This window comes from Metabacillus sp. GQ13, from assembly GCF_059758525.1.
The window spans coordinates 59709-82568 of sequence record NZ_JCAXET010000007.1 but is presented as its reverse complement, the minus strand read 5'-3'; the positions used below and the strand labels follow the sequence as shown (position 1 = coordinate 82568).

Annotated in this window: 21 protein-coding genes; 2 read left to right on the top strand and 19 right to left on the bottom strand. The window is 38.5% G+C overall.

What is annotated here, in order from left to right; translation table 11 throughout:
• Positions 1 to 9: 9 nt before the first annotated feature.
• Genes AC6CHR_RS10310 through AC6CHR_RS10300 form a run of 3 tightly spaced genes read right to left on the bottom strand, consistent with a single transcriptional unit; the run spans position 10 to position 3380 of the window.
• Positions 10 to 834, bottom strand: coding sequence for an energy-coupling factor transporter transmembrane component T family protein (locus AC6CHR_RS10310; RefSeq protein ID WP_498248622.1), 825 nt, complete (start codon positions 832 to 834; stop codon positions 10 to 12).
• Positions 809 to 2521 (bottom strand): ABC transporter ATP-binding protein, encoded by a 1713-nt coding sequence (locus tag AC6CHR_RS10305; RefSeq protein WP_498248621.1) that lies wholly within the window; start codon positions 2519 to 2521, stop codon positions 809 to 811. Before AC6CHR_RS10305 ends, AC6CHR_RS10310 begins: the two co-directional genes overlap by 26 nt.
• Positions 2522 to 2525: 4 nt before the next feature.
• On the bottom strand, positions 2526 to 3380 hold the full coding sequence (locus AC6CHR_RS10300) for a DUF8171 family membrane protein (RefSeq protein WP_498248620.1): 855 nt from the start codon (positions 3378 to 3380) through the stop codon (positions 2526 to 2528).
• Positions 3381 to 3562: 182 nt separating this feature from the next.
• Here AC6CHR_RS10300 and AC6CHR_RS10295 point away from each other — a divergent pair, with 182 nt between their 5' ends.
• Both AC6CHR_RS10295 and AC6CHR_RS10290 read left to right on the top strand, forming a co-directional pair.
• Complete coding sequence (locus AC6CHR_RS10295) at positions 3563 to 4396, top strand: MurR/RpiR family transcriptional regulator (protein ID WP_498248619.1); 834 nt, start codon at positions 3563 to 3565, stop codon at positions 4394 to 4396.
• A 275-nt stretch (positions 4397 to 4671) separates the two neighbouring features.
• Positions 4672 to 5109: a GNAT family N-acetyltransferase gene (locus AC6CHR_RS10290; protein ID WP_498248618.1), complete on the top strand. Its 438-nt coding sequence runs from the start codon at positions 4672 to 4674 to the stop codon at positions 5107 to 5109.
• A gap of 330 nt (positions 5110 to 5439) precedes the next feature.
• On the opposite strand, the gene AC6CHR_RS10285 is transcribed toward AC6CHR_RS10290, so the two are convergent.
• The 16 genes from AC6CHR_RS10285 to AC6CHR_RS10210 form a co-directional block, all read right to left on the bottom strand.
• Entirely contained in the window at positions 5440 to 6006 is a 567-nt protein-coding gene (locus AC6CHR_RS10285) for a YesL family protein (RefSeq protein ID WP_498248617.1), read from the bottom strand.
• A 37-nt stretch (positions 6007 to 6043) separates the two neighbouring features.
• Positions 6044 to 6907 carry a sugar phosphate isomerase/epimerase family protein gene (locus AC6CHR_RS10280; RefSeq protein WP_498248616.1) on the bottom strand — a complete coding sequence of 288 codons (864 nt, stop codon included), beginning with the start codon at positions 6905 to 6907 and terminating at the stop codon, positions 6044 to 6046.
• A complete protein-coding gene (locus AC6CHR_RS10275; protein WP_498248615.1) occupies positions 6900 to 7766 on the bottom strand; it encodes a sugar phosphate isomerase/epimerase family protein in 867 nt (288 codons plus the stop codon). The genes AC6CHR_RS10280 and AC6CHR_RS10275 overlap by 8 nt, the downstream gene beginning before the upstream one ends.
• Positions 7763 to 8848, bottom strand: coding sequence for a Gfo/Idh/MocA family protein (locus AC6CHR_RS10270; protein ID WP_498248614.1), 1086 nt, complete (start codon positions 8846 to 8848; stop codon positions 7763 to 7765). The genes AC6CHR_RS10275 and AC6CHR_RS10270 overlap by 4 nt, the downstream gene beginning before the upstream one ends.
• 2 nt (positions 8849 to 8850) lie before the next feature.
• On the bottom strand, positions 8851 to 9324 hold the full coding sequence (locus tag AC6CHR_RS10265) for a GNAT family N-acetyltransferase (protein ID WP_498248613.1): 474 nt from the start codon (positions 9322 to 9324) through the stop codon (positions 8851 to 8853).
• A 143-nt stretch (positions 9325 to 9467) separates the two neighbouring features.
• Complete coding sequence (locus AC6CHR_RS10260) at positions 9468 to 10292, bottom strand: carbohydrate ABC transporter permease (protein ID WP_498248808.1); 825 nt, start codon at positions 10290 to 10292, stop codon at positions 9468 to 9470.
• A 65-nt stretch (positions 10293 to 10357) separates the two neighbouring features.
• Positions 10358 to 11230, bottom strand: coding sequence for a carbohydrate ABC transporter permease (locus AC6CHR_RS10255; protein WP_498248611.1), 873 nt, complete (start codon positions 11228 to 11230; stop codon positions 10358 to 10360).
• A gap of 33 nt (positions 11231 to 11263) precedes the next feature.
• Positions 11264 to 12586, bottom strand: a complete 1323-nt coding sequence (locus tag AC6CHR_RS10250; protein WP_498248610.1) for an extracellular solute-binding protein — start codon at positions 12584 to 12586, stop codon at positions 11264 to 11266.
• 146 nt (positions 12587 to 12732) lie between these two features.
• Positions 12733 to 14232 (bottom strand): response regulator, encoded by a 1500-nt coding sequence (locus AC6CHR_RS10245; RefSeq protein ID WP_498248609.1) that lies wholly within the window; start codon positions 14230 to 14232, stop codon positions 12733 to 12735.
• A 5-nt stretch (positions 14233 to 14237) separates the two neighbouring features.
• Positions 14238 to 15974 carry a sensor histidine kinase gene (locus AC6CHR_RS10240; protein ID WP_498248608.1) on the bottom strand — a complete coding sequence of 579 codons (1737 nt, stop codon included), beginning with the start codon at positions 15972 to 15974 and terminating at the stop codon, positions 14238 to 14240.
• Positions 15975 to 16508: 534 nt separating this feature from the next.
• Positions 16509 to 17996: a sodium:solute symporter family protein gene (locus AC6CHR_RS10235; RefSeq protein ID WP_498248607.1), complete on the bottom strand. Its 1488-nt coding sequence runs from the start codon at positions 17994 to 17996 to the stop codon at positions 16509 to 16511.
• A 175-nt stretch (positions 17997 to 18171) separates the two neighbouring features.
• Positions 18172 to 18897, bottom strand: a complete 726-nt coding sequence (locus AC6CHR_RS10230; protein ID WP_498248605.1) for a GntR family transcriptional regulator — start codon at positions 18895 to 18897, stop codon at positions 18172 to 18174.
• Positions 18897 to 19913: a sugar kinase gene (locus AC6CHR_RS10225; RefSeq protein WP_498248604.1), complete on the bottom strand. Its 1017-nt coding sequence runs from the start codon at positions 19911 to 19913 to the stop codon at positions 18897 to 18899. Before AC6CHR_RS10225 ends, AC6CHR_RS10230 begins: the two co-directional genes overlap by 1 nt.
• Positions 19906 to 20661: a 2-dehydro-3-deoxy-phosphogluconate aldolase gene (gene dagF / locus AC6CHR_RS10220; RefSeq protein ID WP_498248603.1), complete on the bottom strand. Its 756-nt coding sequence runs from the start codon at positions 20659 to 20661 to the stop codon at positions 19906 to 19908. Before dagF ends, AC6CHR_RS10225 begins: the two co-directional genes overlap by 8 nt.
• A gap of 1 nt (position 20662) precedes the next feature.
• Entirely contained in the window at positions 20663 to 21766 is a 1104-nt protein-coding gene (locus tag AC6CHR_RS10215) for a DgaE family pyridoxal phosphate-dependent ammonia lyase (RefSeq protein ID WP_498248601.1), read from the bottom strand.
• A complete protein-coding gene (locus tag AC6CHR_RS10210; protein WP_498248600.1) occupies positions 21744 to 22841 on the bottom strand; it encodes an amidohydrolase/deacetylase family metallohydrolase in 1098 nt (365 codons plus the stop codon). Before AC6CHR_RS10210 ends, AC6CHR_RS10215 begins: the two co-directional genes overlap by 23 nt.
• Positions 22842 to 22860: the final 19 nt, after the last annotated feature.

Here is a 22860-nt window from a genome sequence, read left to right as displayed (position 1 = left end):
TAGAATAAATTAATAAGGTAAGATATGACCCAAGAAAAAGATCATTAAAATATAAATAAGAGAGAGGCTCATAAATGCATAATCTCTCGTTGTTAATACCAAATAAGAAAGCTTTATCCTTTTCACCTCTGGTTTATTAACAGCGTACGAAAAACCCTTTGTTTCAAGTGCTTCTACTGTTGTTCTTGCTCTTTTTGAAGCACTTAGTATTAATGGATAAAATGATAGAACAGCAATTTTACATAGGTAGACTACTAGTTTCCAATATAAAAAGCCATTTTTCTCAGGTGCCTTTCCCCTTAAACGAAAAGACAAAAACACATGATGATATTCCTCTAGTAAACTAGGGAGCATTCTATATCCGTAGGCTATACTAAACGATACTTGTCCAGGGACACCGATGCTTAAAAGGCCATCACTTAATTTTTCGGGATCCATTGAACAAAAAACAGTCATACTCGCTAATGAGATAACGGATAGTTTAAGAGTTAATTTCAATAAAGGGAGAATAGCTTCCAGGTTTCCACCAAAAAACCATGAGACAACGACTAAGTATCCCGCCTGACTGACTAAGCCCAAACATAATATAAAGATAATTAATGGACTTACTCTCGCAATAATCGTTGTAAAAATCATAAATAGTAACATCCCGAAGAGGATCGTTTGATTATGGATAAACCATGGAACAATACCAAAGAATAGGTACCACGTAAACAAAGTGCGTGGATCTAGCTTAGCTAAAAAGGTATTACCGTTACCGTATGCTGTATTAAGTAGTTCAATCTTTACTTGTTCTACAGAAAATTTATCAAACAGTTTGCGGGTATATTCCACTTTCAAGCCTCCTATTCTCTACATTTTTCACAAAATCAGCAACGGTATAAGTAAGTGGAGACATGTCCAATCTTCTACTTATTTCTAAAATTTGTGGTGCTTCCAACCCTGCCTTTTTAAGCAATTCTTGGTTAGTAAAAACGGACTCTCTTGTACCATCATGGAGCACAGTTCCTTGATGGAGGACAATGACACGGTTAGCCCATTCGGCAACTAATTGCATATCATGTGTTGCTACAATGACCGTTTCTACAGTATGACGTAGATCACTTATTAAGCTTGTAATATGTTTTCTAGTCGCAATATCAAGATTTGCTGTCGGCTCATCTAATAAAATAACGGCTGGATTCATTGCAACGCCAATGGCTAAAGAAGCTCGTCTTTGTTGGCCTCCACTAAGCAATCGCCCATCACGGTCTTGCAGAGATGTTAAGTCAAATTGCTCTAAGATTGAATTCACTTTCTCCTCATATCCGGTTACCCTTCTAGCTTTCAAGAAGAATTCGACATCCTTTCTTATGCTGTCTTCAATAAACATCTCTTCTGGATTTTGATAAATATATGTCACAATATCCGCTATTTTTTCTGGTTTGTACTTACGCGTATTACAATCATCTATAAAGATGTCACCCTTGTCCGGTTTCACTAATCCTGTCATTAACTTCATAAGTGATGACTTACCTGCACCATTGTTACCAATCAAGGCAACTAAATCGCCTCGATTAAAGGTAAGATTAGTATCCTTTAAAATGATATTCTTGGACCTATCTACCGTTTTATAGCCATATGTTACGTCATTTATTTTAATAAAGGGCTCTTTTGGCAGGCAATCTTCCATCTTTACTTCACTGTCATTTTGACTTGTTAACCTACTCTTGGAAAAATAACGTTCTGCTTCATTGATAGAGATTGGATAACGATCACTTAGTTTTAATTGGTGGGCAGCTTGTGTAACTTGTGGAGGAAAAATTGACCTCTCCATTAACTGGTCAACATCCTGTAGTGCTTGACGAGTCGGCTTCTTCCAAACCACTTGTCCATCATCCATCAGAACTACCTGTTGACAATAATCTGCAATGAATTCAGTATGATGTTCGATAACGATAATTGTTTTTCCATATGACTCATGAAGCATCTTCAATACCCGATATATCTCACGTGCATGACATGGATCAAGTTGCGCAACAGGTTCGTCAATAATGAGGATTTCTGGATCTAGCGAAATCGCACCCGCAAGAGCCAATAGGTGTTTTTGTCCACCACTTAACTGCCAGATAAACTCTTTGTCAAAACCGACAAGTCCAGTGAGTTCAAGCGCACGCTTCCCTCGTTCTAAATAATCTTCATATCCGAAGTTCAATGGAGCAAAACATACATCATCAAGAACAGTCGGCCTCACCAATTGGTTCTCAAAGTCTTGATAAACATAACCAACCTGTTGTGATAAATCAGCTACTTTATATAACGATGTTGAACAACCATTCATGAAGACTTCACCTTCAAAATCACCTACATAATAATGTGGGATAAGACCATTGATTAATTTACACAATGTTGATTTCCCGCTACCATTTCCGCCTACAATTGCCACAAATTCACCTTTATTAATTTCTAAAGATACATTTTTCAGGATAGGTTTTTCTGCTCCTGGGTAAGTAAAGGTCACTTGGTTTATTTGAATAGACATCGGATTATCCCTTCCCGCTAATTTCCTTATTTTTACTTCTTATCATAAATACAATTGTACAAATGGCGACAATTGCAGCAACAGCCATACTGACCCAGATAACCCAATCACCTACATTTGATTCCCATTCAATAAAGTTGATATCTGCCTCAGCTAAAAACTCTGCGACAAATGCAAGTGCAGCAAATATAATAGCTACTATGACCAATCGTGGCGCGATTATTTCACGAAGTGAATACTTAGTCGCACGATCTCTTGGCTTCATTCCAAGTAATGGCTCAATTTTCCCATACAGCCTTGGTACTAAATATAACGTAGGAAGTAGCGCAAATAAGATCCCAGAAAACAATACGTCATTTAAAAGGGAAACACCTTCTATCACAACAATACTTTCCGCTAAACCAGGGACTGTTTCTAAGTCTTCTAACCCTATCCATACTTTCCCTATATCAACGAGACTACTGATTAACTGGTGAATGATCACACCTGTTATCGCCGCCACTCCAACCTGTCGCTTATTTTTCGGATCATTTACAAGCGATCCAGCGATAAACATCGCTAGTGAAAAGGCAATGAATTTCTCTAATTCTCCTAGCCCACCGAATTGTCCTAACATAATTTCCCCGAAGATAACCTCTCCAAGTGAAGCACCGATTGCCGCATATAATGGGTGAAATAAGATACACAGCGTTAATGGGATAAATGCAAAGTATTCAACAGATAATTCAATCGGTCCTAGCCTAACCTCTGGAATTAACTCTGTTATCATGTTTGATAATCCATAAAGGGACATCGACAAAATAAATACCATCATTTTTTGTGATTGCGTAAGCACATACCTTTGATTAACAAAAGACATTGAAATAACCTCCTCATATGATTTAATCTCATTGTAACGAGGTTTTATTAACGCAATATGATCTTCTCGTAAAGGAATTGTAAAAAAACTTTCACTGTATGTTTATATGTAAAAAAACTTTCATGTCGGTATTGAATTATGCTAGTCTATAGATATATGTACGGATAAGGAGGAACACGAACTTGAGCATATTTAACTGGAACAAGGAAACAATGTCACCGAATCAATATAAACTTGCTGATTATATTCAAAAAAACATCGACTTAGTATTGCTTTCAACTGAACAGGAAATATCTGACTCACTAAATATGAGTATTGCTTCTGTTTCTCGATTTTGGCGTTCCGTTGGCTATAAAAACTTTAAAGAATTTAAGCTTAAGATGAGGAATCAATTTGAGGTTAGTCCTGCTGGAAAAATGAAAAATATGATTGATAGCATTGAAGAAAAGGAACTTCAAAAACAAACATTAAAGACAAATATCAATCATCTTGAGAAAACGCTTGTGCATTTCTCTACTGAGGATTTTGAGCATGCTGTACAGGCACTTGCATCTTCTCCTAAAATTCACCTATATTGCCCTGGTCCGTCTAAAGGTTTAGGGGAGTTAATGCATTATCGAATGTCTAGATTCGGATTATCAATTGACTTGCTTCAGAAAAATGGAAGTGAGCTATTAGAAGAAATACTCCATATAGATAAAGAGGATCTCATTGTCATTTTTGGATTTATACGATTATTACCCGAGGCAAAAGTCCTCTTAGAACATGCTAAAATGGTTGGCTATAAAACAATACTGATCACTGACCAACTGGTTGCTGATTTTACTAATCTTGCTGATCATGTCCTTTTTGCGAGTAGAGGCGAAATGTGGGAGTTTCACTCAATGATTGCACCAACCTATATTGTTGAAAATTTAATTATTGCGACAGGAATGAAAAACAAAGAGAAGAGCTTGCGGAAACTGGAGGAACTTAGTGAATTGAGGGTAAGATATGCGGATGAATTACCTAGGTAAACCTCAAAGTCTTTATTCTTGGCTGTTTTCACAAGGATTGTTGTTTTCCATACAAAGGTTTTAACTATATCATCGTGCTCTTTGCACTAAATTAATCTAATATCCCTCTGAAGATAGCTTCAATTTACATCGTACTAAAGCAACAAACTTTTAGAAAAGAGCCTAATTCTTAGACCTCTTATAAAGAAGCATTCATAAAAAATGTTTTTTACACAAAACACCTATCGCCTCATAAACTAAGGTATTGATACTTACACGGTAAACGAGGTGTCTTCATGTTAATTAAAAAAGCTAACAAAGCTGAGACTAATACACTTCTTCATATGACAATCAATGTCATGGATGAAAGTTCGATGGGACTTGTGCAAAATAACCCTCAAAGCGGCCTCAATATATTTGTTCCGTTATTAAACAGTGGTTCCTATTATTTGGTAGCCTTAGAAGGTTCAACGATAGCTGGCTGGATTTTAATCGGACCAGACTTCAATCCTATCAATAGTGTAAAAACGGCTACCATTACGTCTTTATATGTCTTTCCTTCATTTAGAAAGGCTGGTATTGGGAAACAATTAATGATCCATGGTATCGAGGACTTGATGATGCAAGGCTATCAAAAGGTTCTACTAAACGTTTATACCGGAAATCCCGCAAAGCGTTTATATGAATCTCTTGGCTTTAGAGATATTTCTAATGTGATGGAAATTGATTTGTAAAAGTGCGAGGATTTTCTTACTTACTTTATTGATTCCTGCAATAGAAACTCTCGGTATAGGGACAAAATTAGATACTTTCTATATAAAAAACGAACATAATTTACTACTCATACCCCCGGTTGAAATATATCTTCCGGAGGTTTTGTTTTTCACTCCTTGTCCCTACATATATTGAATGGATGATGTTTACGAATACTTAAAGATAGTTATTAACCCATTATACGGAGTTATTTGGAATTTATTTTGCGTATGTCTTATTTCCTTCATTCTAAATGATTATAAATTTTCATTACTTTAAGTTGTCGACCTACACTCTCCAGTCTGTCACTGTTAGTTTGTTGCAATGTGTGTAATCAATTTGATAGTAACACTTACTCCAAAGAAACAAGTGATACCAGGGATAAACAATATGGCTATTCCCAGCAAGAGAAAAATACAAGCGTAGCCTACATTTTTTCTTGGGTGAAGACAGGCGTGTGCAAATGATTGTTTGATTTGTGCAAAGGTTGGTTCACGATAATGAAAATAGTGAATGAAATGTACTATACATAATAGTAAGAAGCAAATCATACCTAAAGCTAGAAGCCTTAAGATTTGCTGTGTTTCAGGTAAGATCAGTAGGTTGACACTCATAAGAATAAGCATGATCGTCCATATGATCGATGCTTTATTAATGGCAAAGAAGGACTCTTGATACGCTTGACGAAAGGTGTGAAAGATATCAACTGCTGATGTGTCTGTTTGTTGGTTCATAACGGTCATTAGTGCTCTTGTTGCTGGAAAAATCCCAAAGATTATCAGACCTGCCAATGTAAAGAGTATCCATAGTACTTGTAGGTAGGCAAACCCATATACTTTTTGAAGAGCACTGGCATATTGGACTAACACGTTATCCATTGATATCACCACCATGTTTTATATTATGCTCTTCGGCTTACCGCTTCTGTAAAAACTGTACAGCTTGCTTAATGTTTTCTAGTGCATTGGTGCCTGCTTCACGTTCAACAATTAAGTAACCGTCGTAGCCAATATCTTCTAATGCTTGAAAGTATTTATCAAATGGAACAGATCCTTTTCCAAAGGGTGTTTCTTTAAAACCTGCTCCGTTTTCGACCATTTTTGCAATAGCTTCGTGGCTCATTGGCTTGTAACCAATTTCGCCGTAAACGTTACGCGGATCTACCGGTCCTAGTTTTATTCCGTCTTTTACGTGTGTATGAACGATGTAATCCTTTAGTATATAAACGCCATTTACTGGATCATCACCTGTAACCATCACCATATTAGCTGGGTCAAAATTTACGGATACACCCTTGGTGGACAGGTGATCGAGAAACGATTTGAGATGTGCTGCAGGTTCTGGGCCGGTTTCTACCGCAAAAAAGGCATTTAACGATGATGCAAATGCTCCAAGCTCTTCGCAGGCTTCGAGCATTGTCTCATATACGTGACTTTTTTCTTCTGGAACAATACCAATATGTGTCGTAACGATTGGTGTACCAAGTTCCACTGCAAGCTCGAGTATGCGTTTGGACGTATCGATCTTTTCTGCATTCACGCTACGGTCTTGAAAGCCGTGGCCGCCTAAATCTCCACATAGTGCGGAAATTGTCAAATCGTTTACTAGCAACTCCTCTTTCAGCCGTTTTTTTGTGTCAGTTGTCATTGTTTTGGGATCCATTTCTCCCGAAACAGCATACAGCTGTACACCTTGTACTTTAAGATCTCCAGCTAAACGCAGTCCGTCCCAAAGCCCGCGTTGAAAACCGTCTGCTATAACACCTATTGGATTATTCATATGCTGCACCCTCCTTGTCTACTATACTTTGTACATATTTAAACCCTGCAGCTGTACCATCCAAACAATCTTCCATTCCTTCAAATTCAATTGATAACCAGCTGTCGTAATTGCTGTTAGTTATCATGTGCAATATTCGATCGATAGGTAGGTCACCCTGTCCGACAATAGAGCCTCTAATTTTCTTTCCACCTGCTGTTTTGATCCAACCGTCCTGCAGAAGGTCATTTCTTTCACGCACGTAAAAGTCTTTTATATGAACCATTGAGGCATATGGTAAACATTTTTCGACTGCAATTGCTGGATCTTCATCAGTACATACGAAATTTCCCACGTCTAGCGTTAGACGAAAATTAGGATGATCTACTCGTTCTACTAACGCAATGACGCGATCACTGCCTTGTAAATATAGTCCATGATTTTCAATTGATGTTACAATACCATAGGATGAAGCATATTCAGTAATTTCTTTGCATGCTGTTGCTAGTTTATCTAGTTCGTTAATAAATGTCGTTATTGTACCGTTTTTTCGAGTGGCTACATCATGCCTCATATGCTTAACTCCTAATTCAGCTCCAATATCTACTTGCCGTTTCACTCTCTCGATTTCTTCAGTGTATTGCTTATTATCATCTAGCCCAAAGTTAGCTCCAATAGCATAGTTGGAAATATCTAAACCTGCCTGTTTTGCCTGTTCCCGAATCACTGGTGCAGTATCTAATGTTACGTCAAAATCAAATGGGACAATTTCAACGTGATTGCCTCCTATTTTCTTGACCCATTGAAACATCCCTTCGATGTTGATCTCCTTAGACCTAAGCGCTTTCAACAAGCTATAGGAACTTACACCGATGTTCATTCTATCGTCTCCCCTTTATGTTCTTGTCGTGTAATCTCTTGGCCCTTTTCAGCAGATTTATATATACCATTCAGCATTTTCATGATCTCGATCCCATCGTCTAGTGAGCTAATTGGTGTTTGTCCCGTTTGACAGCATTGTATAAAGTGATCAATTTCTGCAGCAAATGCTTGTTTAACATCTAACTTTGGTGAATCTGTTTGTGGGAAGATGTTAAGCATTGTATCGTGCTGCTCTGTCACCATTTTCAGCTCAGGTTCAATTTCCAAACCACCCTTTGTACCATAGAGCTTTACCGCTGTCTCGTCTTTTGAAGCATGAAGTGTATAACTCACATCTATCATTAAGGAAGCCCCATTTTCAAAGCGGATAATCGCATTCGCCAAATCTTCAACATCATTTTGATTTGGATCATAATCTGCTGCTTTGTAAAAAGATACATACTTAATATTAGACCTATTCCCAAGCTTATGATACGTGTTAGCACTAATTGACACTGGCTTTGGCTTGCCCATTAAATACCAGCATAAATCAATGACATGCACACCTATATCGATCAGTGGACCTCCACCAGATTTCTGTTTATCTGCAAACCAACCGCCAGGATTACCTGCTCGCCTTAAATAAGAAGCTTTAGCATAGTAAAATTCCCCGAACAAACCGCCATCTGCAAATTGCTTTAGCATTTGTGTATTTTGGTCAAAGCGGCGTACAACTCCCACTTGTACGACCTTACCTGTTTTCTTAGCTGCCACTTTAATTCGCTCTGCTTCTTCAACATTAATAGCTAATGGCTTCTCCACTAGAACATGCTTGCCAGCATGCAGCGCGGCAATGGTTATGTCCGCGTGTGTGTAATTCCACGTGCAAATACTTACTGCATCTAATTCTTCTAGTTCCAACATTTCTTCAAAACTTTTAAATACGTGAGGGATGTTATATTTGGCCGCTACCTGCTCTGCTCTCTTTATTTGTATATCACAAATCGCAAATATCTCAGAATCCGGCTGCTTAGTATATGCATCAAGATGCTCTTGGGAAATTGAACCCGTTCCGATAATACCAATGCGAATACGTTTCATACTTATTCCTCCTCCTTTGTTTCCAGCATGCCTTCATAAACGCCAGTTTGAGAGCCTGGTATATCGATAGCACCAACAGCCTGTTTATAAAAAGAGACGGGACCGGCACCTCCGATGATGGCATACGCATAACCCATATGTTTCATCTCTTGTAAACTTGCTGTTAACAGTCCATATCCAATACCTCTACCTCGTGAGCCTTCATGTACTCCTGTTGGTCCAAAAAAATTACGAAAAGTGACGTCGAAGCAAGCAAACCCTAGAATTTCCCCATTTTCAACAGCTATGAGACAAGAAGCCGGCGTTTGCGAACATGCCACATCACACTCACTTGACCACTTCTCCGAAAATTGCTCTTTCACCCAGGCAACTACTATATGCTTCTCTGGTGGCAATGGCTTTCGAATTACCCATGACGGTTGATCAGTCGCCTTCTCTGGTGGTAGCTGGTACAAGGGTACTAACAAATCTCCCATTGAGATACCTCCTTTTATTATAAAAAAATACAAGAATACGTTGCAGTTTTAACCAGTGTAGAAAGACAACTTGAGGAAAGTCATTCAATCATTAATAACACCAACTAACATTATCTCTAGAAAAAAACCATTGACTAGTCTACTTATCCTTTTACAGACCCAGCTACCATACCTTTCATAATTTGCTCCTGGAAGAATGCATACATCAAAATTGTTGGTATAACTGCTATTGCCATCGCTGCCATCGTCAGTCCATAATCCGTGCTAAATCCGTCAGAAAAGATAGCTAAGCTAAGCGGCAACGTTTTTAGCGATGAATCGTTAATAAATACAAGAGCAAACACAAATTCATTCCAGTAGCGTAAAAATGCAAGTATTGCCACTGTTGACAAAGCCGGAACTGATAACGGCAGAATCATCCTAAAAAAGATACCCCAATAGCCTGCACCATCCATTACAGCAGCTTCTTCTATCTCTTTAGGAATTGACGACATGTAGGCTACTGTTAAAAAGATTGCAATTGGCAGTTCAAAGGCGGTATACGGTAAAATAAGTGCCCAATACGTATTTAACAATCCGACTTCATTCATTAATGTAAACAAGGGCACAAGCGTACTATGAATCGGAATAAGCATACCAAGTAAAAAAAACACCATTATGAATCCTTTTAAACGAAACGTAAACCGTGATAAAGCATATGCTGTTAGTGCACCTAAAAAGACCGTTAATAACGTTGCAGCGATTGTCACGAACGAAGAATTGATCATGGCACGTCCCATGTCAGCAATGTCCCAAGCACGAATGATATTATCGAATGTCCACTCTTGAGGAAGAGAATAAGGGTGCTGAAAAAACTCTTCATTCGTTTTAAAGGAACTAATCAATAGCCAATATAGCGGATAAATCATCAATAAAGAAAACAAGACTAAAAACCCATTTTTCAATACTCGAAACACAACCAATTTCATTTGAAACGTTATTGATGGTGCTTGCTTTTCAAGTATAATTTTTTGCATTATTTACCTCCTCCCTTCTAATTTTTTCTCTTCATTAACAGCTGACTAATAATAATTAAAAGTAAGCTAACCAGAATAATCATTGTGGAAACGGCCGAACCATAACCATAGCGATAAATCATAAACGTATTATTGTACATGTATGTGGCTAACAACTCGGTTGATTGCGCTGGTCCGCCTCCCGTCATTACAAACACTTGGTCAAATGCCTTTAAGCTACCAGAAATACATAAAACTACAGCCACCTTGATAGTTGTCCACATCATGGGCAATGTCACATAAACCAGCTTCTTTATTCCAGCAGCACCATCAATTTGGGCCGCATCATCTAATTCAGACGGAATATTCTGCAATGCAGCTATAAAAATAATGAGATACGGACCTATATAATTCCATATAATCGGAATCGATACTGCATACATATTAATGCTTGGATCAGCTAACCATGGACGTGTCCACGATTCTAAACCAACCGCTGTTAATAATGTATTTACAACTCCAAGTTGCGGATGGTAAATATATCCCCAAATCACCCCAACAACAACAGTTGAAATAACCATGGGTAAAAAGATAGCTGAACGTACAAGTCTTTGAAACAAGGAGCTTTTACGAAGCATTAGTGCAAGACCTAACGCAATTGGCACTTGACCGAATACAGATGCACCTACAATAATCATGTTATTTTTTAATGCCCGCCAAAAGATCGGATCTTTAATTACTTCAATATAATTCGACCATCCAATAAATGATGCATCACTAATTCCGGACCAATTAAAAAACCCATAATATGCCGACCAAAAAATTGGAATGATAACGAAAAAGGAATAAAGCATAAGGGCTGGAAGCAGTGTTACTGCCAGCATGCCCCTCACTTTTAATACAGACTGCATATTCTTCTCTCCTTCTTGCATGTCATACTTTCTTTATTCATTGACTGCTTGAGCCTGTGCCTGTTGTAGCTTTTTCGCTACCGATTCCACATCTCCACCTAACATAATTTCTTGAAGCCCAATATTTATTGCTTCACCCGCAGCCGCTGACAAATGCAGATCATAAACTGGTGCATACTCAGCTTCGAGAACTAAATTAAACGCCTCATAAAATAACGGATTAACCGTTTCTTGACTAATATTTACGTCATACATAACCATAGAATTACTTTCTGCAATTGCTTTTTGTGCCTCAGCATTGCTTAGCGCATATATGAGCTCAAGTGCAACTTCTTTAGCTTTCCCTTTAGTTTTACTGTTAAGTAAGAAACCGCCCCCTGGTCCCCCAGTAATCGTGTTAGCACGACCCTCACCTTCTGTAATCGCAGGAACGAGAGATACACCGATATTTTCCAGTGTTTCTTCTGAGGCAGAATCTGCTAAGCTACTAATAGTCCATGACCCATTTATCATCATTGCAGTATTTCCTTGAGCAAAATATTGCTCTGCCTGGGTATTATCAATCCCATTTGCTCCATCCTGGTAAGCATTTGCATCTACTAACTGTTTAAAATATCCAAGCGCTTTGATAAAAACAGGGTCCGTAAAAGATGCTCCGTCTTGTGCAGCAGCGTCCATAAACCATTCTGTTCCTGTCACACGATCCGCAATAGCACCAAATGTTGTAGATTGGGCAACCCATGGGGCTTGATTCCCCATCGAAATCGGGGTAATCCCCTTTTTATTAAACACATCTATTACATGCATGAACTCATCCCATGTTTTAGGGACTTCTAAATTATTTTCTTTAAACAACTGTTTATTGTAATATAAAAATGAGGTAGCGGACATCGCAACTGGAGCAGAATATATCTCTCCCTCACCATAATCATATACATCTAAAGCACCAGGTAAAAAGGAATCGCGCCACTCTGGGTGTTCTTCCAACAGAGGAGTAATCGGCTGAATCAAATTACCTTCATAAAACTCATCTGTATAGCTCCCAGCATATGTTAAAAATACATCTGGCAACTCATCGGCTGCTGCAACCGTACTAATTCGCTGGCGATAGCCATCCACTGGAATTGCTTGTGCATCCACTTTAATTTCCGGATTTTCTTTTTGAAATTGCTCAATCATCCCACGAACCGTTTTCGCACGTAGATCATCTCCGGAAAAGTTATGCCAAATTGAAATTGAAGCAACATCTTCCCCTTTTGTAGAAGCAGCATCACTTGGACCATTTCCACCCCCACCACTACATGCAGCTAATACAAGCAAAAATAGAAATCCAACAATCGTAAACAATTTCCTCATATTTGAACCCCCTTGTTTAATATAGATTCATTATATGTTAACGCTTCCATCCTCCAAAGGGGACAAATCACAGATAAAGGGTAGACAAAAGATACTATATTAATTTTTTAGTAGTAAAAACTAGATGCTCTCTTTTAGTGCATCCATTATTGCTGATCTCGATATTGAGATGGTGTCATTCCAGTATATTTTTTAAATTGAGAGGTGAAATATTTCCCGTCGGTATATCCGATTAGTTTTGATATATCTTTTACTTTGGCATGTGAGTAGCGGAGCAATTCTTCTGCTTTTTCCATCCGAATCTTGGTGAGAAGTTCGACGTAGGATTTGCCTGTTTCTTTTCGGATCATGTCGCTTAAATAGTTAGGGTGAATATGAACGTGATTAGCAACCTTATGTAATGTTATTGGTTCACCAATCCTCTGTTCAATATAATAGATAGCGATTTCTACGTAATTGTTTTGGCAGTTCGCTAGCTTTTGATAATTATCCATCAGCTGTAAAAAAAATGGAGTTAATGACTCTTCCGATGCTGGAAACCATTCTGTAGCAGGAGGCAGTGACCGATAGTTACATATTTCTTTTCCAGTAGAAGATGCTACCCGACTAACAAATTGAATTGCTGCAATAAATAAGGTCTGCACATATAGTTGTATGGATTCTGGTGTAGCTTGCCCGTGAGAAAATAGCCAATCAATAAGCTCCATTAACCAAAGCTTCATATCTTCATGGTTACCTAGTTTTACATAATGAAGAAGTTGCTCCTCATGATTTGGCAATTCTGTGTGTGGAATTCCTAAGCGTTGCTTAATATCATCGGAGCTAATCATCGTATGATCTGTCAACAGCCACTCATATAAGATGAGTGATCCTGCTTGCTTATAGGATGCTGAAAGTTCAGCTAATGATGACACTACTGTTCCGGCATAAATTGGTTTTTCTAACTGCCTAGCCATTCGCTTGGCAGCCATACTCAATAAATAATCATCCTCTAAAAGAGGGTCACGCTGTACAATGATAGCGATTTTCTCATTGAATGTAACCCATTTTCCAAAAACATACGTATTCCAAAGCTTCTCATTCTCGACCAACTGATCTGCCTTAAGTGTTATATCGATCAGCAATAATTGAGACGGCTTCCCCTGAAGTTCCGGAACTAGTTCATATAATTGTCTTACATCTGTAGGAACAGCATTTTGATGGAGCACCCGCTTCATCAAAGTAGATATATTTCGCTCCTGTTCCTCTTGCTTCCACAAAATATGCTCCTTTGTATGCTCAAGCCTGTCCTTCGCTTTTTTTACAGCACGTAAAATATCATCAGGAGCACTTGTTTTTAATAAATAATCACAAACTCCTTGACGAAGTGCCTCCTGGGCATAGGCAAAATCATCATATCCAGTTAATACGATTACTTCGATCGGCATATCTTGATTGTACACATATGCAGCTAATTCGAGCCCACTTTTCCCCTTCATCCGAATATCCGTTAGTAGGATATCAGGCATTTCTTCACTGATCCGCAACATCGCCTCCTCCGCTGATGATGCCGTCTCAAGCAGTTTATAGCCGTGATCACTCCAAGCAACTACTTTACCTATGCCTTCCCGAATAATAACCTCATCATCTACGATCAAAACTTTCATTGTACTCACCTTCTCACTAATGGAATAGAAAATTGTATTGACGTACCAGCACCTAACTTACTCGTAATACGTAACCCTGAATACGGACCATAGTGTAATAATAGTCGTAGATTAACATTCCGAAGACCATAACTTTTGCCCATTACTACTTCGCCATTTGCATCATTTGAAAACTGATTATGCAACTGTTGAACCTGCTCCCCTGACATACCGACACCATTATCAGTTACCGTAACACGCAAATAAGTTTGATCCCATTCACCAATAACTTTGATGACATTCTGATCCGTACTTTTTGGGAATAATCCATGTATAATACAGTTCTCAATAATTGGCTGTAGCACCAGTTTTAACATATACATCTGCTTCACATCATTCGGAATACGTATTTCTAGCTGGAAAGCATCCGGATAACGAATTTTTTGAATGTGCTCATAATATGACAGATGCGCAAGCTCCTGTTCTACCGTACAATATTCATTCCCTTCATTTAAACTAAATCTCAGAAACTTGCTAAGCGATGATACCATTTCTGATATATTGGTTTCTCGTACAGTAAGCGCCATCCAGTGAATAGAAGCGAGCGTATTATATAAAAAGTGCGGATTAATTTGCGCTTGTAATGCCTGTAAATCAACTTCTCGCTTAACCGATTCCTTTTTTTTCACTTCCTCCATTAACAATCGAATACGCTTGTTAAGCTGTTTATAGCTAATAATTAGCTGACCTACTTCATCTTTTGAATGTGAGGGTAAATGTTCAATTCCCTCCCCTGGATGCGATGTTTGAATCGCTGTCGTTAATGATGTTAACGGACCAATGACTTTGCGAACAAAAAACAAGACAAGGATAAAAATGAAAAAGACGGCAATTGCCACTGCAATAACTGTTAACCACAAAAGATAGCGGTTTTGTTCACTATACTCTTGAAACGGAATAATCCCTATTAACTTCCAACCAACCTCCGATAGTGTCGTTGATAATACAGTACTCCTTTCTCCACCTATTTGATCTATAAACGTCTGTGACCTATCATTTCTATCAACTAAAGAATAAATATTCTGTAGCTCTTGACTACCATGAAGCATCTCAGACTTTCCTGCTAGTACCTCTCCTTCATACATTAGCAACACAAATCCATTCCACTCAAAATTGACCAATTTCAAATATTCTTCAATGACCTGCTGATCCAAACTAATAGACAAGTAGCCAATTAATTCATAGCTGTCTGTACTACGAATCGGACGCGACAATGTAAGCATCTTTTGTGAACCAATCGACATCTTATCTTCATGGGAAGATGACCACCACTTACCTGCCAGATGGTAGTCACTAGATTTTCTGCCTGATGTTAAAATCGGTATAGTTGAAATATTTTGTTTACCGTTGAGCGGTTCTATTAATATATTGGCAATATATGATTTGGATAATGCTAAATTGGAGATAAAACCATAAATAGCTCGGCGATCCTGAATAGGGTCATGGTCCATCTGCAAGTACTGTTGCACATCCTCATTACCAATCAAGAAGATTGACATATTCTCCACATCATTAATGATAAATTCCAAAGTCATTTCTAACTGTTGTAGTGAATTTTCACCTGAAAGCGTATCACGTTCCTTTGATAGATGAACCGACGTTAAATACGAAAACAATCCTAGTAGACAAATCGGCAATAGTACTGCTAGTAGAATAAACAATGTCAACTGATTTTGTAGTGACCGGCGAAACCATTGTTTCATTACAGATCAACCGTCTTCCCATTAGGCTGTAAGCATTGTATTAGAAAGACTTTGCTTAAAGTTTGCGTATGTCCAAATAACATACGCTTTATTACCATTGAAGTTACCCCAAATGAAAAAATCCCCATTTTCCATACTCTCCTTTAACCTAGTCTTACGAACAACTTTATCTCTGACTTTTACAAACCTTATAATTTCAAGAAGAATAAAAGGATAGTAAGCTAGTGAAAATAAGAAACTTAAATATACTTCCCTCTCGATACTGCATCACTGTCTGAATATATTTGAAGTACTGCTAAAGAGAAGAACCAACAAACTCACGTTTAGCATAGAACAACGCAAAGAAAGTAAGAAAAACTAATTTTTGTCTATTTACATAGGTTAATAACTAAAAGAGACCCCTATTTAATGATTTCAAGAAACGAAATTTCATTGTAAAAGAGGTGAAGAATAAAAAGGAGCAATCATCTTGCCTGCTCCTCTTTCATTATAGAATTTTATTTCTCGAAAACTTATTGCCGGTGATAACCCAAACTATTTGCTTGAGGAAATTGTCACGTCGTCAGAAATTTCTAAATCATTTACCATTCTATCCCTTTCTAACCTTCTCAAAGCTTCTTCATTCGTAACAGTGTTTTTCGGGGTAATCAAACTGACAATAATTCCAACAAGGAACGCTCCACCTAATGCTGGGAGAATTGGATTGCCCCAAAACGCCTCGAAGGTGTCATTGCTCAGAATCACAAAAGAAATGACCGAGCCACTTAGCAAACAGGCTAACCCACCTTGCCATGTTGCTCGGGGCCAAAACTTCCCTAAAACAGATGCTGCAAACAAACCTGACATAATAGTAGCAATGAAATTCGTAATATATCCAATAATATTCGTTGCGCCTAAGGTGAAAACTAGAGCCAGTCCTAGTGTAAATATCAGAGATACCCTGGAGTAGGTCACCACTTTTTCCTTTTTTAAAGGCTTACCTGTAAACACTTGATAAACGTCAGTTACCAAAATCGTAACAGCTGCAATAAAATCTGAACTTCCAGAAGACATCGTTGCGCTTAGACCTGCTGTCAAGATGATGGCTCCAAGCCAAAGTGGAAATACTTCAGTGGCTAAATAAGGGAAAGCATAACCAGCTTCCAATTCTGGATTCATCAAGTTGGTAGCCATTCCCACAATCGATGGAAACAAGGAAAAGGCTGCAAAAAGAATGCCAGATATCAATAGTGCCTTTTTAAGTGTTACGGTATTTTTGCTTGAATAAATCCTATGACGATAAGAAGGAGCTGCCAATACACCAATCGCGATAACCACGATCAAGGAGATAGCAGGAAGGGCACCCATTTTTTCAATTCCAAAAAAAGACACCATTTCACTAGATAGTTCTCGTGATAGGGTTTCATACCCCCCTATTTTAACTAGAGAAAGAATCGTGAGCATGATAAACCCTACGAATAGAATAACGCCTTGAATCGTATCGGTATAAACAACAGCCAAATAACCACCAATGAAAGTGTAAACGGCAAATCCGAGTGCCGTTATAATCTTCGCTGTAAAGAGATCCAATCCGGTAATCCATGATAAATACAAGCTACCACCCATAATATGAGCGCCAAGCCAGCCAATGGAAGCCAGATACAAGATAATGGATGTCACACCTTTGACTAGTTTGCTTGCACCAAAATAAAAGCTTAATTCTTCTGAGAAAGTTGTAAAGTTATATTTCCTAACATTAGCAAACAATAGTAATAAACCAAAAATTCCAATCGAACCACCTAAACCGTATAAAGCTCCCGCCCAACCGTTGGTGTATGCAAATCCGACCGCACCCATACTAGATCCTGTTCCAACTAGAGTAGCCACGGTTGTCCCAACCAATAGCGGCAACGGCAAGCCTCTTCCACCCATTAAAAAGTCATCTCCACTTTTGACTTTCCTTGAAGACCAAACCCCTACTAAGATCATTAATATGGTAATACCGATGAAAACGGATAAATATATTACTTTATTCTCAACCATTGATATCCCCCCTTAAATTCATTAACGTAGGCCATTTCCAAATGAACTTCTAGATAACTATCAAAACATCTAATCCTTAGCCGATATATAATAGATACATATCAATACTCATATTATTAAGCGCTTTCAAACGGCTGAAAAAAAAAGCGGACCTTGTCGCTTTTTCAGTCTTTTTTTATAAATCATAATTCACAACATAATGTTGCATTTCCGTGTGATAGAACCCTTCACTATATTCGATTATTTTTCCTGTTTCATCATAGGAATAACGTAATCTCTTTAATAAAGGTGTTCCCGTTTTCACGCACAGTATTTCCCCCAAACGAGGAGGAGCGAGTACAGCAGCAAATTCATCGCGAAACTTATCTAAATTGATATCTTGTTCTTCAATCAATCCGTATAAAGACTGCACATTTAAATCTGACAATTCAATATCCTTCATTTGCGTTGTTAAAAAATGCGTATAATGGATAAATGGCATGTCATCAAAATGATAAAGACGTTCTATTCGGAGGCAACACTCCCCGAATAATCGATGCTGTTCTGTCCCTTCTTCATTAGACACAACTTCTGCTTGTACCAAATGTTTATGAATTTTATGACCTTCTCCAACTAAAATTTCTGTAAAACGTTTCCCTTTGGAAAGTTTAGAAGTAGAGGTATTTCGAATGACTTTTGTCCCTTTGCCGCTCTTCTTTTCAAGATAGCCTTCTTGAACAAGTTCCTTGATTGCATTGCGGACGGTAATTTTACTAACATCAAATTCATTTTCTAATTGAGGTTCTGGTGGTATATTCTCCCCGATAGGGTAAACACCGTGAAATATTCGATCCTTCAATATATTCTTTATTTGCAAATATAACGGCCCTTTTTTTCGGGATACGTTCACTATTACATTCACTACCTTTCTACATCGCCCACTGGTTCTGTCATCGCTCGAAGGATGTCATGATCCGATGACATGGGGGTATCACCCACAGTCGTATGCGTAAGCATTGCTGCTGTTGCCGCAAATGCAACAGTCTTCTCTGGTGAGAATCCTTCTAACTCACCGTGTAGGATACCACTCGTATAGGCATCTCCTGCACCTATTCTATCATAGACAGAAAAGGTTAATGTATTGGCAAATGTGAGTGTTTGATCCTTATACATAAAGCCTTGCAATGAATGTGAATTGTCGCCATTGATTGACCGATGAGTACCTGCTATAACAGAAATCATATATTTTTTTGCAACGGCTGGAATCAGATCCATAAGTTGCTCTCGGCGTCCATCTTTCTCTGTTTTCATACCAAGTACAAACATAGCGTCTTTTTCGTTCATCATGACGATATCTGCCAAATACAGCATTTCTTCATAATGCGATTTCGCTTTTTCATATCCGTCTACTCCCCAAAGCGAAGGGCGGTAATTGCAATCGAAGACAACAATCTTATCGTTATCTTTGACGGCTCTTGCAAAATTTTTCATGTGCTGACGGACAGAATCATTCATCGCAAGTGTGATACCACAAAAATGAACAACGTCAACTTCTTTGGCAATCCTTTGAAAATCATACGTTCCTTCAGATGCGATATTGAAGCTACTTTCTAGACGATTAGAATAGGTAACGCGACTAGGCCTAGAGCCGAATCCACTTTCTAAAAAGTACATTCCAACGTATTTTCCACCCCTAACAATGTACGATTGTGTAACTCCAAGCTTACGAAGATATGAAACGGCAGCATCACCAACTGCATTAGCTGGTAATGAGGATACGAGATATCCTGTATGCCCAAATCTGGTTATAGCTGAAATGACATTTACTCCCGTACCTGAGAAAGAATAGTTTAATGTGTTAGCCTGTGACAAGAGCTCATACCCTGGCACCTGCAATCGCATCATGACCTCTCCAAATGCTGCAACAATTTTAGACATATTGATCAACCAATCTTTTCATGGTCCCAAGTAGTACACTTACATCCTCGACCTTTGTTTTCCCCGTTTCCTTATCGATAATTGATGAATACACGTGAGGAATAACTTGTGGTACGTTTGCTTGTAAAGCAATGCGTAAAATCGTTTCAAAGTTCTCTTTATCAATTCCACCAGTTGGCTCTAACGCAAAACCTTCTTCTCCGCATGCTTGTGCAACTGCTCGAAATTCACCTTCGCGATGTAATCCTTCCATTGGGAAATATTTTAATGCATTACCGCCCATGTCACGTACGAGAGCAATCGCCGTTTTAATTGGCACAATCGCATGTTCATTTTGGGCAGCACTTACAGGCCCTGTTGAGATATTCACATAACCAACTCGCCCTGTTGGAGACACTAAGCTATTTATCCAGCTATCATTTCCTCCCAGATTTGCACGTGTTGCTCCAACAGCAGGGAAAACTTGGTTAATATGACTGCCAGGATAATGTTTCGCAATCTCTGCGACTATAGCTGCTTGACGATTATCACCTGCTCCAAGTCCAATTGATACGGCTTCATCAATTTCACTTCCATATTCCTTCATTGCTACTACAGCATCTTCTACTGTTGGATAGTCTTTGGAAAGAACACCGACAAAAACATATCCTTCTGCCACTTTAAAAACCTCTTTTGCGTTTTCAATACTATTGGCTAATACATTTAATGAAACACGTTCTTTGTAAAAACGTTTTGTTATGATAGACACCCTATTTCCCTCCTACTAATTCATGTATTTTCGATTCAATAACATGAATATCGTCACCTTGAAGAGGACGCGGATCGATATCAAAATAGCCTTGCGCCACGCCATAATCACGTGTGTAAATTGCAATCTCACCTTCGCGCAATAACGTCACGACCTCTTTTGCTGTTATGTTAGACTGTTGTGGATCAATTTGTATACGAGCACGAAAAATCTCTCGACCTGCTTCATCCTGTACAATCGTCACATTAACACCTTTCAGTTTCTTCAATGACATTAACACTTGTAATGTTTCTTTTAGTTCTTCACTTTTATCTTCTTTAACACCGTATTCATCGAGTGCTTGAAGTAAACCATAGCTTGTTTCTTTACCAACTTTCATACTTCTTCCTATACCATGTAATTGTACTTTTACCCATTCAATATAGTTTTGCTTCCCCCCCACAATCCCTGAAGTCGGCCCTTCAATTGCCTTTGAACCACTATAAATCGCAAGGTCTGAGTATTTCACATACTTTTGAATATCTTCCTCTGCCGCCGCATCCACAATGAGAGGAACTTCATTACGTTGTGCTACCTTCCATGCCTCCTCAACAGAAATCATACCTTTTTGAACTGCATGATGTGATTTCACGTAAAGAATAGCTGCAGTATGTTCAGAAATTGCACGTTCAATATGTACTGCTTTGCCTTCGTTTGCATAGCCCACTTCTACGAGTTTTCCACCGCCCAAATAGATCATCGTTTCAATGGGTGCTCCGTATTGAACGTTATGACCTTTTAGCATGATGATTTCACTATTAGGTATGTCTTCTTGGTGAAGGCGTTCACTTTTGCGAGGATCCCCCTTTGTCACAAGTGCCGCAACCGAAAGTGCGATACCACTTGATGCCGAATTAACAACAACCGCAGCCTCAGAACCGAGCATTTTTGCCACGTAATCTCCTGCTTTATCAACTAAATCTGCAATCTCAACATAATTTTGTCCACCTTGTTTCATCGCATCCATTACAGTATCCGTCGGAGCAGAAACACCAAGGATGCTCATTCTCCCACTTGCATTAATTACACGTTTAAGACCATATTTAGCGTTCAATGAACTCGCCATTTACAACCACCCCTTTTGTTTCTATTCTTCTTTCTGCTACACGCATATCTCCTTCAGAATCAATAAGTGTTAAAGGTTCATTTATAATAGTAAAAAGTGTTAAATTTGCAACATCCCCAACTTTTATTCGCCCAAGCTCTGGCTTTTTAAGCCATTTTGCTGCATGAGTTGTAACCGCAGCAATTACCTCTTCAAGCGAGTATCCTAAGTAAAGAAATTTCGTGAGTACATTCTCCATACTATAGACAGGGCCTTTTAATCGGTTTCCACGGTAAATGTCAGTGCTGATTGTATCAAAACCAATCTGATGTTGTTTGGCTGTTTCAGCAACCCTAAATGAAAAGCTTGCAGTACCATGCCCAACATCCAAATGCACACCACGTTCAATTGCATCAGTTAACACCTGAAGTGGCTTACCTTTATCATCGAAAAGATTGTTTTCTTTCCCGTTAAGATAATGCGTAATGATGTCCCTTCTTGCTAAGAGTGGAATGACCTCCTCAATATTTGGTGGCCCTGAACCGATGTGAACCATTAGTGGTAGGGATGTTTCACTAGAAAGTCCTCGCGCAATTCGCAAAGGTTCAATACCACTATTACCAACGACGCTTTTACTAATCCGAGCCTTTAAGCCAACTATGACCTCTGTATACTCATTTATTGCCTGAATGGCCTCTTCCCTGTCTATCCATTCTATATTGGATAATTCATCGACTCTTCTTAATCCGATTTTTGAAATGTTCAAAAACGCAAACAAGTTTGTTTTGGCTCGTTCACTATTAGCAACTAAATCTGCTATTCGATCTGCTCCAGTACTTCCAGCATCAACAATTGTTGTAACACCTTGTTTAACACCTATTTCATCTATTTCATCGCCATACGGATTAAAATTAGGAAATGCATGAACATGTAAATCGATCCAACCACTCGATACATAAACATTAGAGTAATCTAAAAGATATCCTCGTCCACTCTTAGCCTTCATTATCTCAGCAATTTTACCGTTCTCTATTACAATATCGATACCTTCTCCATTTATCCGCTTTACATTTCGTAATACGAACCGCTCTTTCATTCAATTTCACCTTTCCGTA

Bases quoted from the DNA above. Each gene is read 5' to 3' on its own strand.
- AC6CHR_RS10305 (WP_498248621.1), bottom strand. From the start codon at position 2,521: ATGTCTATTCAAATAAACCAAGTGACCTTTACTTACCCAGGAGCAGAA.
- AC6CHR_RS10300 (WP_498248620.1), bottom strand. From the start codon at position 3,380: ATGTCTTTTGTTAATCAAAGGTATGTGCTTACGCAATCACAAAAAATG.
- AC6CHR_RS10290 (WP_498248618.1), top strand. From the start codon at position 4,672: ATGTTAATTAAAAAAGCTAACAAAGCTGAGACTAATACACTTCTTCAT.
- AC6CHR_RS10285 (WP_498248617.1), bottom strand. From the start codon at position 6,006: ATGGATAACGTGTTAGTCCAATATGCCAGTGCTCTTCAAAAAGTATAT.
- AC6CHR_RS10280 (WP_498248616.1), bottom strand. From the start codon at position 6,907: ATGAATAATCCAATAGGTGTTATAGCAGACGGTTTTCAACGCGGGCTT.
- AC6CHR_RS10275 (WP_498248615.1), bottom strand. From the start codon at position 7,766: ATGAACATCGGTGTAAGTTCCTATAGCTTGTTGAAAGCGCTTAGGTCT.
- AC6CHR_RS10270 (WP_498248614.1), bottom strand. From the start codon at position 8,848: ATGAAACGTATTCGCATTGGTATTATCGGAACGGGTTCAATTTCCCAA.
- AC6CHR_RS10265 (WP_498248613.1), bottom strand. From the start codon at position 9,324: ATGGGAGATTTGTTAGTACCCTTGTACCAGCTACCACCAGAGAAGGCG.
- AC6CHR_RS10260 (WP_498248808.1), bottom strand. From the start codon at position 10,292: ATGAAATTGGTTGTGTTTCGAGTATTGAAAAATGGGTTTTTAGTCTTG.
- AC6CHR_RS10255 (WP_498248611.1), bottom strand. From the start codon at position 11,230: ATGCAGTCTGTATTAAAAGTGAGGGGCATGCTGGCAGTAACACTGCTT.
- AC6CHR_RS10250 (WP_498248610.1), bottom strand. From the start codon at position 12,586: ATGAGGAAATTGTTTACGATTGTTGGATTTCTATTTTTGCTTGTATTA.
- AC6CHR_RS10245 (WP_498248609.1), bottom strand. From the start codon at position 14,232: ATGAAAGTTTTGATCGTAGATGATGAGGTTATTATTCGGGAAGGCATA.
- AC6CHR_RS10240 (WP_498248608.1), bottom strand. From the start codon at position 15,974: ATGAAACAATGGTTTCGCCGGTCACTACAAAATCAGTTGACATTGTTT.
- AC6CHR_RS10235 (WP_498248607.1), bottom strand. From the start codon at position 17,996: ATGGTTGAGAATAAAGTAATATATTTATCCGTTTTCATCGGTATTACC.
- AC6CHR_RS10225 (WP_498248604.1), bottom strand. From the start codon at position 19,913: ATGTCTAAAATTGTTGCAGCATTTGGAGAGGTCATGATGCGATTGCAG.
- AC6CHR_RS10215 (WP_498248601.1), bottom strand. From the start codon at position 21,766: ATGGCGAGTTCATTGAACGCTAAATATGGTCTTAAACGTGTAATTAAT.
- AC6CHR_RS10210 (WP_498248600.1), bottom strand. From the start codon at position 22,841: ATGAAAGAGCGGTTCGTATTACGAAATGTAAAGCGGATAAATGGAGAA.